The 12339-nt window shown below is 68.6% G+C and carries 12 protein-coding genes and 1 tRNA gene; 5 read left to right on the plus strand and 8 right to left on the minus strand.

Translation table 11 applies throughout. From position 1 onward, the window contains the following. Positions 1 to 59: 59 nt before the first annotated feature. Positions 60 to 986, plus strand: coding sequence for a cation diffusion facilitator family transporter (locus BJEO58_RS01215; protein WP_101586999.1), 927 nt, complete (start codon positions 60 to 62; stop codon positions 984 to 986). A gap of 97 nt (positions 987 to 1083) precedes the next feature. Further along, positions 1084 to 1632: a type 1 glutamine amidotransferase domain-containing protein gene (locus tag BJEO58_RS01220; protein WP_101587001.1), complete on the plus strand. Its 549-nt coding sequence runs from the start codon at positions 1084 to 1086 to the stop codon at positions 1630 to 1632. Positions 1633 to 1785: 153 nt separating this feature from the next. Here the strand turns inward: BJEO58_RS01220 and BJEO58_RS01225 are convergent, their stop codons facing one another. After that, the gene (locus BJEO58_RS01225) at positions 1786 to 2496 is read right to left on the minus strand and encodes an MgtC/SapB family protein (protein WP_101587235.1); all 711 of its coding nucleotides are present in this window, start codon (positions 2494 to 2496) and stop codon (positions 1786 to 1788) included. Between the two features lie 287 nt (positions 2497 to 2783). Here BJEO58_RS01225 and BJEO58_RS01230 point away from each other — a divergent pair, with 287 nt between their 5' ends. After that, complete coding sequence (locus BJEO58_RS01230; protein ID WP_101587003.1) at positions 2784 to 4079, plus strand: type 2 periplasmic-binding domain-containing protein; 1296 nt, start codon at positions 2784 to 2786, stop codon at positions 4077 to 4079. A gap of 132 nt (positions 4080 to 4211) precedes the next feature. Here BJEO58_RS01230 and BJEO58_RS01235 read toward each other — a convergent pair. Further along, positions 4212 to 4296, minus strand: a tRNA-Ser gene (locus BJEO58_RS01235). Between the two features lie 334 nt (positions 4297 to 4630). Between BJEO58_RS01235 and BJEO58_RS01240 the strand changes: the two genes are divergently transcribed. Further along, a complete protein-coding gene (locus BJEO58_RS01240; RefSeq protein WP_246075930.1) occupies positions 4631 to 6088 on the plus strand; it encodes an Ig-like domain-containing protein in 1458 nt (485 codons plus the stop codon). Between the two features lie 5 nt (positions 6089 to 6093). Here the strand turns inward: BJEO58_RS01240 and BJEO58_RS01245 are convergent, their stop codons facing one another. Continuing rightward, a complete protein-coding gene (locus BJEO58_RS01245; RefSeq protein ID WP_101587007.1) occupies positions 6094 to 6498 on the minus strand; it encodes a DUF779 domain-containing protein in 405 nt (134 codons plus the stop codon). A 205-nt stretch (positions 6499 to 6703) separates the two neighbouring features. Here BJEO58_RS01245 and BJEO58_RS01250 point away from each other — a divergent pair, with 205 nt between their 5' ends. Next, the gene (locus BJEO58_RS01250; RefSeq protein ID WP_101587008.1) at positions 6704 to 8431 is read left to right on the plus strand and encodes a multicopper oxidase family protein; all 1728 of its coding nucleotides are present in this window, start codon (positions 6704 to 6706) and stop codon (positions 8429 to 8431) included. Positions 8432 to 8461: 30 nt separating this feature from the next. Here the strand turns inward: BJEO58_RS01250 and BJEO58_RS01255 are convergent, their stop codons facing one another. From BJEO58_RS01255 to BJEO58_RS01275, 5 genes are all read right to left on the minus strand, one after another. Beyond that, on the minus strand, positions 8462 to 8779 hold the full coding sequence (locus tag BJEO58_RS01255; RefSeq protein WP_101587010.1) for a DUF8011 family protein: 318 nt from the start codon (positions 8777 to 8779) through the stop codon (positions 8462 to 8464). Between the two features lie 44 nt (positions 8780 to 8823). Next, the gene (locus BJEO58_RS01260) at positions 8824 to 9285 is read right to left on the minus strand and encodes a DUF3592 domain-containing protein (RefSeq protein WP_101587012.1); all 462 of its coding nucleotides are present in this window, start codon (positions 9283 to 9285) and stop codon (positions 8824 to 8826) included. 13 nt (positions 9286 to 9298) lie between these two features. Continuing rightward, positions 9299 to 10603, minus strand: coding sequence for an APC family permease (locus BJEO58_RS01265; protein ID WP_101587014.1), 1305 nt, complete (start codon positions 10601 to 10603; stop codon positions 9299 to 9301). Continuing rightward, positions 10600 to 11004 carry a VOC family protein gene (locus BJEO58_RS01270; protein WP_101587016.1) on the minus strand — a complete coding sequence of 135 codons (405 nt, stop codon included), beginning with the start codon at positions 11002 to 11004 and terminating at the stop codon, positions 10600 to 10602. The genes BJEO58_RS01265 and BJEO58_RS01270 overlap by 4 nt, the downstream gene beginning before the upstream one ends. 61 nt (positions 11005 to 11065) lie before the next feature. After that, positions 11066 to 12310: an MFS transporter gene (locus BJEO58_RS01275; RefSeq protein WP_101587018.1), complete on the minus strand. Its 1245-nt coding sequence runs from the start codon at positions 12308 to 12310 to the stop codon at positions 11066 to 11068. Positions 12311 to 12339: the final 29 nt, after the last annotated feature.

A 12339-nucleotide genomic window follows, 5' to 3' on the forward strand; every position in this document is an offset into this window, starting at 1 on the left:
CACGTATGCATGTTTGCTAATATGTAGGGGTCGATCGCTCACCCACTCAGAAGAGGCCGATGTCCGTGACCCAGGGACACCCGCATGACCACGGCGCCGCGCACAGCAGTCGCACGCGCCTGGCCGTGGCCTTCGGGATCACCGCGACCATCCTCGTCGCCCAGGCGACCGGAGCCGTCCTCACCGGGTCGCTCGCGCTGCTCGTGGACACCGCGCACATGCTCACCGACGCGGGCGGCCTGCTCATGGCGCTCATCGCAGCGCAGCTCATGCTGCGCCCCGCGTCCGCGAAGCACACGTGGGGCCTGCGCCGCGCGGAGGTGCTCGCCGCCGCACTGCAGTCGCTGATCCTGCTGGCCGTCGGCACCTACGCCGCCATCGCCGCCGCCCAGCGGCTGTTCGACCCGCCCGAGGTCCCGGCCGGCAGCCTGCTCGTCTTCGGCATCATCGGGCTGGCGGGGAACATCGCGGCGCTCATGATCCTCCTGGGCGGCCGGAACTCCAACCTCAACCTCCGCGCGGCATTCCTCGAGGTCCTCAATGACGCGCTCGGATCCGCCGCGGTCATCGCGAGCGCAATCATTCTGGCGACGACGGGGTGGGCCCAGGTCGACACCCTCGCCGGGCTCCTCATCGCCGCGCTCATAGTCCCTCGCGCCTTCCTTCTCCTCCGCAGCTCCGTACGGATCCTCATGGAGTCGGTGCCGCCCTGGCTCGACCTCGACGACGTGCGGGGCCACCTGCTGGAGAACGAGCACGTCCTCGGCATCCACGACCTGCACGTGTCGAAGATCGGAACGGGGCTGCCGGTGCTCACGGCCCACGTCGAAGTCGACCCCGACTGCTTCACCGCGGGCCACACGCAGACGATCCTCGAGGACCTCCGCGCGTGCGTGCGCGATCACTTCGAGGAGAGCATCGAGCACACGACGTTCCAGCTGGAGCCCTCCGACTGCAGCCGCGACGAACCCCTCCCCCACGCATGAGCACCACGTCCGCGCCAGCCACTCCCGCGCAGGAATAGCATCCGCCCTCCACCCGTTCTGGGGAGTGGACGTCATCCCGCGACGAAAGGAAGCTGTCATGGCTGCTGCACCCACTCCCCTCACCGGCACGAAGGTCGCCTTCCTCCTCACCCGCGGCGTCGAGCAGGTCGAGCTCACCAACCCACGATCCGCACTGGAGCAGGCAGGAGCCACCACCGTCCTCGTCTCACCGTCGAAGGACACGCTGCAGGCGATGGAGGGGGACTGGACGCACGCGGACACGTTCCCCGTCGACGTGCCGGTCGCGCAGGCATCCGCCGATGACTACGACGCGCTGATCCTGCCCGGCGGAACCCTCAATGCCGATTCCCTCCGCACGAACGATGAGGCGGTCGCGCTCGTGAAGGCCTTCTTCGATGCGGACAAGACGGTTGCCTCGATCTGCCACGGCCCCTGGATCCTCGCCGAGGCCGGAGTCGCGAAGGGCCGCCGCCTCACCTCGTACGCCTCGACGAAGGTCGACCTGGAGAACGCGGGTGCCCACTGGGTCGACGAGGAGGTCGTCGTCGACGGCAATCTCATCACGTCCCGCAACCCCGGCGACCTCGAGGCCTTCAACGCCGCGATCCGCGAGGCGCTCGCCTGAACGCCTGAACGACGCCCCCCGCCGCGCTCCACACGTTCGCACCGGCGACGAGGGAGTTATCGGAGGAGACCTTCGACCGCCCCACGCCGGTGCGGCTCAGGACGCGGCGCGCACATCCGCTCACGGGGACGACCCCGTGACGTCGCGCTGGACCTACGTCCGCGACTCCTCTTCGTCGTCGTCCGCGTCGCGCTGCACGTGGATGGAGCGCACACCGGCCACCTCGTGGAGGTGGGGCACGAGGTCCCGCAGGGGAATCCGCCCCTTGAAGCGGACATCGAGCTGGACGAGGTCCGACCGATCCAGTCGATGGGTCGACAGGATGAAGGCGGAGAACCCTGCATCCGTCGCCACCGCGAGGAGCCGACGGAGCACCCCTTCCCCGTCGGCGTAGACGATCCGCAGCACCCGGTTCGTATCGCGCGTCGGGATCTTCGCGACGACCGGCCCCATGGCCACGAGCGCGAAGAGGTGGGCCACGGTGAGCCCGACCGCGAGTGACACCATGCCGGCACCCGCCGCCATGCCGACGGCCGCGGAGACCCAGATGGTCGCCGCAGTCGTGAGGCCGCGCACTGCATCCCGGCGCGTGAAGATGACGCCGGCGCCGAGGAAGCCGATACCCGTGACGATCTGCGCCGCGATGCGGGACGGGTCGAGCGTGACGTCATCACCCAACACATGGGCGAAGCCGAAGCCGGACACCAGGGTGAAGCCCGCGGACCCCGTGCCGACGAGCACGTGCGTGCGGAACCCGGCGGCCTTCTGGCGCACCTGCCGCTCGATCCCGATGAACGCGCACAGCACGAACGCGAGAGCCAGGTAGCCCAGCTCCACGGCCGAAGACTCCGTCCACAGGTCCATGCCCCCATTGTCCACCTGATCTTCGCGGCAGGACATGGACGCTCTCCCGGGTGCCTGCAGGCACCCGCGTGCGCGCATCCACGCGCACCAGCGCCCCCCTCGACCACGGTTGATCGCTCGTTCAATCGTTACCTGAACGTGACGTGGATCACGCGTTTGCACACTACGCTCGGAACCAGTCTTCGTCGGTGTCAATGGCGACTCGGCGAAGACGGCTCGACGCGCGGAGCAGGGATGCTCCGAGACCGTCGATGCGCCAGCACAGTTCACTCACCGAGGAGCCGCAGATGACGCGATCCACTCACCCGTTGTCCGGGAGACGACTCACAGGAATCGGCGCCGCCGCATCAGCCCTGGCCCTGCTCGCGGGCTGCGCCGGCGGAGCAGGCGGCGACGGGCCCGGGCAGGCCACAGGAGAGGACTCGGGGTTCGAGTACGGAGCCTCACAGGACGACGTTGACGCCGCGCTCGCCGACCTCGAACCCGTCACGCTCACGTTCCAGAGCGGCTCACCGTCAGAGATCTCCACGACCGGCGAACAGGCGGTCGAGTTCAAGGAGGAGGTCGAAGAGCGGTCCGGCGGGAAGATCACGGTCGACATCGCCTGGAGCATGAGCATCGCCGGCTACCCGGAGGTCGTCGACGCACTCCAGGACGGTCGCGTCGACATCTCGTACCACCTGCTCGGCTACGAGCCCCAGCGCTTCCCGGAGGCGACCGACATCGGCACGGCGCTCGCCAGCGTCAAGTACTCGCCGCAGGTCGGGGAGATGACAGCCTATGCGGTCGGCAGCGCGATCGGATGGAGCAACGAGGACCACCTCCAGCGCTTCGAAGACGAGGGCGTCACACCCCTCGTCCCCTTCATCACGTCCGGCGCCTACTCGCTCAACTGCAACTCGGAGATCGCGACGGCAGAGGAGTTCGAGAACAAGCAGGTGCGGATCGGCGCGGCCTCGCAGCAGTCAGCTGCCGACCATTTCGGTGCAGTGCCCACGAGCATGGAGTTCACGGAGGCGTTCGAGGCGATGCAGCGCGGGACGATCGACTGCGACCTCTCCCCCATGTCCGCGAAAGACATCAGCGGCGTCTATGAGGCTGCGCCGCACCTGACGTACTCGACGCAGGCCAGCTGGCCGCGCTTCCCCGCCGCGTACATGGCGGGGTCGTCCTTCGCGGACCTGCCGCTCGCCTACCAGCAGATCATCGCGGACAGTTCTGCGATGTCGCTCGCCGCGGATGTCCAGGGGTACATCAACTCCAACGCACAGCACATCGATGACCTCCATTCCGTCGACGGCACGATCAACGAATTCGACGACGCCTGGCAGGAGCAGCTGGCCGACTACATCCCCACCCTCCAGCAGGAGGCCATCGACAACGGGACGATCGACGACGAGACGCTCACGCGGATCACTGAACTCGAAGAGGAATGGACCGCGACGATCGGAGAGCTGGGCTACGAGGACGGCGGAGGCATGGAGACCATCAACGAATGGGTCGACAGGGACGCCGACTTCGACGAGTACGCCTGGGCGGTGTACGAGGAGACCGGGCCGCTCGAGAACCGTCCGGGGTCCTGAGCGGGAAGACTGCGCAGGAGCCCCGGCGAGCAGGCCCCTCGGCCGGGAGCCCCACGCGAGGCCGCTCGCGGTCCGCAGCCCGTGGAGTCAGTGAATATGAGAAGCCCCCGGCGAACCGGGGGCTTCTCACTGCGGAGGATAGGGGATTCGAACCCCTGAGGGCGTTAACCCAACACGCGTTCCAGGCGTGCGCCATAGGCCGCTAGGCGAATCCTCCGCAGATGACCCTACCGGACTCGCACGCTCAGGTGAAATCGAGGGCTGTCGCACCCCGGCCGGACGCTCCGCCGCACGCCGCAGCCGCACGTCACGGCAGCACTCCGGAGCACGTTCCGTTCATTCTGATCACCTCACGCCGGTCACGATTCTGCAACACGCTCCCCTGCCCGATCACCACATCGCCGCAGGTCAGGACTACATCTGCGGCCGGGGTTGCACATCTGCAACCTGAGAACGCCCCGGAACCGCGGGCACGGTCGCGCAGCGCACAGGGACACCCCCGAGAAGCGGCGTACCATCCATTCAGTCCCCACCCATTTCGGAGGTTTTCCGTGCGTCGTCGTGCCCTCTCTGCTGTCGCCACCGCCGGTCTTGCCGCGATCGTCCTCTCCGCGTGCACCGCGGGTCCGACGGATCCGACTGCCCCGGTCACCGACGGAAGCACGGCGCAGAGCGATCCCGCGCCCGTCGTCACGGTCGTGAACGAGGCGATCGCGGACGACGAGGCGGAATCCGGAACCTCCGCACCACCTGCCGACTCCCGGATGATCGATGCCGGGGACGAGCTCGGGCTCACCGTCGAAGGCGGCGCATTCACCGAGGTCACACTCGTCGACGCCGACCACGACTCCGTTCCCACGGACAGAGGGACGTTCGACACGGAAGAGGACCCGACCGGCACAGACGCGACAGCGGACTCCGGCGAATCAGAGGACTCGGAAGAGGCAGCAGCGGCCGCGGGCACCGACGAACAGGCGAGGGCCGGCGGGACGACGGATCCGACCCACGGTCTCGTGGACGTCGAGGACTCCGCAGCGACCGCAGGAGACGATGAGGCCTCGGAGCAGGAGGTGGGCACCTCGGGCACGGAATGGGAATCCTCCACGGCACTCGTGACCGGCGCGACGTACACGTGGGAGGCGACCACCGTCGCTCCTGACGGCGCCGAGCACACCGCGACCGGCACCGTCACCACGCCGGACACCACGGCCCAGGAGGAGCTCACGGCCAACACCCTCATCGCGGACGACCAGACCGTGGGCGTGGGGGCGCCGATCGTGGTGTCGTTCAATTCGACGGTCCCGGAAGAGGCCCGGGCAGCGATCGAGGCGCGTCTCAGCGTCGACGTCACGGACGCGGACGGCGCACCGGTCGACGTCGAGGGCGCGTGGGGCTGGCTCTACGACACAGCAGACGGCATCAGCCGGGTCCACTACCGACCGCAGGAGTTCTGGCCCGCCGACGTGAGCGTCGACGTGAGCCTCCCGCTGGAGGGCGTCGAGTACTCGCCGCGCTGGTACGGCAAGGAGGACGTCGACCTGTCCTTCGACGTCGGCCGGGACCAGCGGGTCGTCGCAGACGCCCAGTCGCACCGGATGACGATCGAGCGGGACGGCGAGCAGATCGCCGACTGGCCGACATCGCTGGGATCCGCTCAGGCCCCGTCCTACAACGGAACCCACGTCGTCATGGCGAAGCACGAGTTCTACACGATGACCTCGGAGCGCTGGGACTATGAGACGGACGTGAGCTGGGCCGTCCGTATCCACAACAACGGCGAGTTCGTCCATGCCGCCCCATGGTCCGTGGGCGTCCAGGGCAGCGCCAATGTGTCCCACGGCTGCATCAACCTGTCGACGGAGCGCGCGAAGGAGTACTACGACATGGCGCTCTACGGAGATCCCGTGGAGATCACCGGGTCGTCAGTCGACCTCAGCACGGAGCACAGCGACATCTCCGACTGGGTGTACTCGTGGGAGGACTGGCAGGAGCTGTCCGCGCTGGACTGAGCCGACTAGAACAGCCGTGAGCGGGTGAGGAAGCGCTTGCCCTCGGGGCCTTCGAGGCTGAAGCCGGATCCGCGCCCGTCCACGACGTCGATCGTGAGATGGGTGTGCTTCCAGTACTCGAACTGCTCCACGGACATCCAGAACTCGACCTCGCTGTTCTGCCCATCCGCCAGCGGCACCTCGAACACGCCCAGGAGGACGTCCGCATCCCCGGTGAGGAAGTCCCCAGCCGGATAGCACATGGGAGACGAGCCGTCGCAGCAGCCGCCGGACTGGTGGAACATGACGGGGCCGCTGCGATCGATGAGTCGAACCAGCAGGTCGACCGCGTCCTGCGTGAAGGCGACCCGGGAGAAATCCTCACCGTCGATCGTGGGGGCTGCTTCGAGTGCTGCTGCGTGGACGGTCATGGCTCCTCCTCGGCGCTGACGTCGATCCGGCCCTCGCTGCCGTCGACCTGGCCCTCCAGCCTACGCGCGCGTGAGGTGCGCCACAATGACCCATCTTGGTCCGCGCACCGGCCCTTCGCCCCGCGACGTCTGCCCAGCGGACGGGGCCGTCTCACCGACAGCAACGCCCAGCGGGACCACGGCACAGGCAGGGACAATCAGGTGCATGTCCGCATCCCGCCCCCCTCGCAGCCAGGGCCGCCGACCCACGCTCCTGGCCCGGGTCCCCGCGCCGGACGACCAGCGCCTGTCCCTGGATCGCCGGGGCCTGCTGCGGGCCGGCGGCGTACTGCTGAGCATCGCCGCACTCGCACCGGTCCTCGCCTCCTGCTCCCGGGAGACCGAGGTGCCGGTCACCGACGCGGGCGCCCCCCTCCCCATCCCACCGCTCCTCGAGCCGGATGCGGACGGCCGCTTCACGCTCACCGCGGGGCGGGGGACGATGGAGTTCATCCCGGGCGTCACGACTGACACGTGGGGATACGACGGCGACTACCTGGGCCCGACCATCCGCATGCAGCGGGGCCGCCCCGTCGAGGCCGTCATCACGAACGACACGGACGAGGAGACGACGGTCCACTGGCACGGCATGCTGGTGCCAGCGCACGCGGACGGCGGCCCGCACGACCCGATCCGGCCCGGGGAGACGCGCACCGTCGCCTTCACCCCCGACCAGCCGGCCGCCACGCTCTGGTACCACCCCCATCCGCACGAGGCCACGGCTCAGCAGGTGCGCCGCGGCCTCACCGGCATGCTGATCCTCGACGATGCGGACGCGCACCCGCCGGGGACCGTTTCAGGGGACTCCGCCCCCTCCGCCGCCGAGGCCCCCTCCCCTTCCGCAGAGGTGCTCGCCGCCCTGCCCCACGAGTACGGAGTCGACGATATCCCCGTCGTCATCCAGGACATGCGGATCACAGAGGACGGCGAACTGCTGGGCCACAACTTCACGTCGGAAGTGGGGCTCCTGGGTCGCACCGTCGTGACGAACGGCGTCGTCGGCGCAGTCCACACGACGGACCGACGGGTCCTGCGACTCAGGCTCCTCAACGGTTCTCAGGCGCGCTCGTACGGGCTGCGGCTCGATACCGGCGCACCGCTCACCGTCATCGGCTCCGACGGGGGGCTGCTTCCAGAACCCGTCGAGGTCGAATCGATCAGCCTGTCACCGGCCGAACGCGCCGAGGTGCTCCTCGAGGTCCCCGACGAGGGCGTGGCACTCGTGTCGTCCGAGCCGGATCTGGGCAACGTCGCCGACTACGAGGCGGTGGGTGGTGAGGACGAGTTCACGATCCTGCACCTCGAGCACGCAGGCAGCGGGGAGGCGGGCTCCGCTGCTTCGAGCGACTCTGGTGGTCTGAACGGCTCGGGTGGTCTGAACGGCCCCGGTCGTGCGAACGGCTCTGGGCCCTCATCGATCGTGGACCTCGGGCTGCCGGCACAGCTCGTCGAGATCCCGGAACCGGTCTCCGACGGTCGGGAGCGGCAGATGACGCTGCGCGGCCGTCAGATCAACGGCCGGTCGATGGATATGGGCCGCATCGATCTGGTGTCGTCCTCGCACCAGCCCGAGGTCTGGCAGGTGAGCAACCTCGATTCGTCACCGCACAACTTCCACATCCACAATGCGCAGTTCAGGATCCTGGACATCAGCGGGGAGCCACCACCTCCTGAGATGGCAGGCTGGAAGGACACGATCTACACGCCTCCACAGCGCGATGTGCGCATCGCTGTGGCCTTCCCCGCACACGCGGACGACCATTCGCAGCTGCCGTACATGCACCACTGCCACCTCATGCTCCACGAGGACGACGGCATGATGGGACACTTCACCGTCGACGTGTCCGAGCAGGAGGCACTCGACGCGCTGCAGCGAACGGGCCACGAGCACTGAGACCGTGCGCTGCTGCCTCTCAGCTCCGGGTCAGAGGAGCAGCAGCACGAACCCGAGCGCGGCCGCTCCGGCACCCGCGACACGCAGGGCGATGACGAACCGCCGCTGCCGCGGATCGAGCAGCTCCGCGAATCCGCACAGGACCATGAGCCCGACCATCACCAGCGACATCCCAGGCGGCACCTCGGCGTCCGACAGTGCCGTGATCACGAGGCCGGCGACGAGCAGCGAGCCGAAGCCGACCACGCAGAACTGGGCCCGCCGGGTCTGACGAGGGGGCCCCACGATCTCGTCTCGCAGCGTCCTCGTCGCGCCGGGCGCGCCGTCACCGGCTGGTTGCGTCCCCATGCCTCCAGGGTCGCAGACTCCTCGTATCCACGCACGAACTCACGTCAGCGCACGAGACCGATCAGCACTCCGAGGAGCCCGAACAGCAGGATGAGACCCCCGAAGACGGATCCGACGACGACGAGCAGGATCCCCAGCCGGCTCTGCCCGGGCACCGTGGAGACCACGGGGTTCTCCGGATCGACGTGCACGTCCAACGGCATCCCGATGAACTGCTCCCCCGCCCAGCTCGTCTTCCAGAATCCCTTCGTCTTCAGGGCGTGCTGCCCCAGGGACGGCGTGGACTCCCACACTCTGCCGTGCAGCTCGTAGCGCACCGTCGGGAGGTAGACGAACGAGGAGTCGATCGCCTGGGCCCTGACGCGGACCACCGTCGAGCGCACGGGGATCCCGTGTCGGACCAGCTCCCGATTGCGACGGATCAGAACGATCCCGATGACGACCACGACTGCGAACAGCGCGACCACCAGCAGGAGTCCGAACAGTCGGAGCAGAAGCGCCAGCATCGTCCCTCCCTCCTCAGAAGAACCAGACGGGGATCATGACGCAGGCGAGCAGCGCGCAGAGCACCATGCCGGCGATCTGCATCCACCGCGGGTAGCGGCGGTGCGCCCCCGTCTGAGTCAGCGCCGCCCTGTTCGCGATGAAGTAGTAGACGAGCACGAACACGCTCGACACCGCGATCGCGACCGTCAGATCACCGAGGACGATGAGCAGTGCACCGCCGATGGATGTGAGCACCTGTGCGCGCAGCGGCACACCGGACCGTGCGTGGATGTGGGCGAGCGCTCCGAAAGTCCGCGTGTGGTCGCGCGCCATCGCGAAGGCCGTCCGCGACAGGCCCGCCGTCAGACCCAGGAGTGCGCCGAGCGCTGCGAGGACCGCGGCGATCCGCGCCAGCAGCGACACGATCGGCGCTCCGGCGACCAGCTTCGCCACCGGGGCATCCGTCTCCGCCAGCACCTGGGCTCCCAGACTCCCCAGGAGCACGAGCCCGAGCACGGTGTACAGCACGACCGTGCTGCCCAGTGCCAGGACGATCGCGCGGGGGATCGTCCGAGCCGGATCGCGGACTTCTTCGCCCAGGGTGGCGATCCGGGCGTAGCCGGCGAAGGCGAAGAACAGGATCCCGGCGGACTGGAGCACCCCGATGAGGGTGATCGGCGGCCCGGCCGCAGCCGGCGATGCCAGCACACCGAGAGCGAAGTCGTCACGCGCGATGACCGTGCCGATGACCAGGACGAGCACGACGAGGACGACGGTGAGGAGCACTGCGGTCACCTGCACCGTGCGGTTCACGCCGAGCGCGTTCACTCCGGTCACGAGGACGAGGAGCAGCAGCGCGACGAGCGTGACCCACATCGATCCGGACAGGGAGGCAGGCAGCAGGTATGACGCTGCGACGAGTGCCATCGCGGCCGTCGAGGCGGTCTTCCCGAGGACGAAGCCCCATCCCGCGACGAGGCCCGACACCGGTCCCAGCTGCGCAGTCCCGTATGCGTACACTCCTCCGGAGACCGGGTGCTGAGCCGCGAGCTGTGCCGTCGACGTCGCATTCAGGAAAGCGACGAACGCCGCAATCGCAAGTCCCAGCAGCAGCCACGAGCCCGCCGCAGCGGCTGCGGGGCCGAAAGCCGCGAAGGCTCCCGCCCCCACCATCGACCCGACCCCGACGATCACCGCGCCGGGGAGGCTGAGGACGCGCCGCAGTCCGGTCGCGCCGACGCCGCCCTCACGGTCAGCGCCGGCCCGCGGCGCACGGGGGCCGGTGTGATTCCGGTCGTTCAGCCCCGACCGGCTGTCGGCCCCATCGACCTGATTCACGCCTGCTCGTCGGGCTTCATCTCGAGCAGCTGGATGATGTTCCCGCACGTGTCGTCGAAGACTGCGAAGACCCCGGGACCGAAGTCGGTGGGCTCCTGGGTGATGGCGACTCCGCGCGACCGCAGCCGCTCGACCTCAGCACGCACGTCATCGACCGCCAGCTGCGCGAGCGGGATGCCGTCTGCGATCAGCGCCTCCCGGTACGGTCCGACCGCAGGGTGCCCCGCCGGTTCCAGCAGGATCTCCGGGCCGTCCGGACGTTCGGGCGAGCCGACGGTGAGCCAGAAAGCGCCGTCCCCCATCGGTTCATCATGGCGGATCTCGAACCCGAGCACCCCCGTGTAGAAGTCCCGTGCTCTGTTCTGGTCGTCGACGAAGATGCTGGTCAGTTCGATCCTCATGACAAGGCCCTTCCCTGGGTCGTGCGCCGGTGGGATCATCGTCGCACATCCGTCCCGTCGTCTATCGGACGAGCGGCCGGCTGCGCGCGAGCAGCACGGAGAGGACGAACGCCGTCCCCATGAACACGAGGCTCAGCGTGGTGACCCCGCTCCATCCCCGCAGCTCCCACGCGAGCGGCGCGAGGTTCCCGTTGAGGGAGGAGCCCGCGTAGTACACGAGCATGTACATCGATGCGGCCTGCGCAGGCACTCCCACGGATGCGGTGGCCCTCTGCGCCACCCAGGTGGACGCCAGGGAGTGGCTCATGAAGAAGCCCACGGACAGGATCGCGATACCGAGCACGACCCAGACCAGATGACTGAGGCCCATGAGCAGGATCCCGATCACCGCGACCAGCGGACCGTACGGCAGCACCGCGCGCAGGCTGTACCGACCGCCGAGCCGCCCCGCGACGATCGAGCCGACTCCGGCGACCGGGTAGACGAAGTAGATGAGGCCCATCGCTCCCACGGACAGCAGGTACGGCGCCGCTTCGAGGCGGAACGCCAGCGAGTTGAACGCCCCCACGAAGGTGCCCATCCCCAGGCCGCCGATGGCGTAGAGCCCCAGCAGCACGGGATCGCGGAAGGCACGGCCGAACTTCCGCATGAGCTCCCGCGGCGAATCGAAGTGCGGGACGAAGCCGCGCGATTCGGGGAGCAGGAACCAGCAGCCCACCGCGCACCCCAGTGCGAGGAGGCCCGTGACGAACAGCGCCAGGTGGGATTCGCTCAGCACACCGGTGCCGGCGTATCCCCACTGGTGCGCGACCTCGATCGTCAGTGCGGACAGCACCCGGCCGGACAGGCCTCCCAGCGTCGTTCCGAAGATGTAGATGCCGGTCGCCGCCGCGACGTACGTGCGGTGGATCTCCTCCTTCAGGTACACCGCCGCGGTCGCGGGCAGTCCCGCGAGCACGAACCCCATGAGGAAGCGGGCACCCAGGAAGAGCGGCCAGGACGGCAGGAATGCGACCACCAGTGCCAGGAGGGAGGCGAGGATAAGCGACCAGCGGATGAGGCGCACGCGGCCGATCCGCTCCGACACAGGCACCGCGAAGATCAGGCCGACGCCCAGTCCCGCCGTCGCCATCGAGACCGACAAGGCGGCTTCTGCGGGCGAGATGCCGTAGTCACGGGTGAAATACGGCAGAATCGCCTGTGTGGCGTAGAGCAGGGTGAAAGTTGCGAGACCGGCCATGAGGAGTCCGACCTCAATGCGTTTAGCCTGCGGGTCCCCGCGCAGGTAGCCTTCGAAGTCGCTCACGCGCCAAGCCTAGACCGGCGTCCGCACTG

The organism is Brevibacterium jeotgali (assembly GCF_900169175.1).
GTDB lineage: Bacteria > Actinomycetota > Actinomycetes > Actinomycetales > Brevibacteriaceae > Brevibacterium > Brevibacterium jeotgali.

Excerpts from the sequence above, each read along its gene's own strand:
- BJEO58_RS01215 (WP_101586999.1), top strand. The coding sequence starts at position 60 with ATGTCCGTGACCCAGGGACACCCGCATGACCACGGCGCCGCGCACAGC.
- BJEO58_RS01220 (WP_101587001.1), top strand. The coding sequence starts at position 1,084 with ATGGCTGCTGCACCCACTCCCCTCACCGGCACGAAGGTCGCCTTCCTC.
- BJEO58_RS01225 (WP_101587235.1), bottom strand. The coding sequence starts at position 2,496 with ATGGACCTGTGGACGGAGTCTTCGGCCGTGGAGCTGGGCTACCTGGCT.
- BJEO58_RS01230 (WP_101587003.1), top strand. The coding sequence starts at position 2,784 with ATGACGCGATCCACTCACCCGTTGTCCGGGAGACGACTCACAGGAATC.
- BJEO58_RS01245 (WP_101587007.1), bottom strand. The coding sequence starts at position 6,498 with ATGACCGTCCACGCAGCAGCACTCGAAGCAGCCCCCACGATCGACGGT.
- BJEO58_RS01250 (WP_101587008.1), top strand. The coding sequence starts at position 6,704 with ATGTCCGCATCCCGCCCCCCTCGCAGCCAGGGCCGCCGACCCACGCTC.
- BJEO58_RS01255 (WP_101587010.1), bottom strand. The coding sequence starts at position 8,779 with ATGGGGACGCAACCAGCCGGTGACGGCGCGCCCGGCGCGACGAGGACG.
- BJEO58_RS01260 (WP_101587012.1), bottom strand. The coding sequence starts at position 9,285 with ATGCTGGCGCTTCTGCTCCGACTGTTCGGACTCCTGCTGGTGGTCGCG.
- BJEO58_RS01270 (WP_101587016.1), bottom strand. The coding sequence starts at position 11,004 with ATGAGGATCGAACTGACCAGCATCTTCGTCGACGACCAGAACAGAGCA.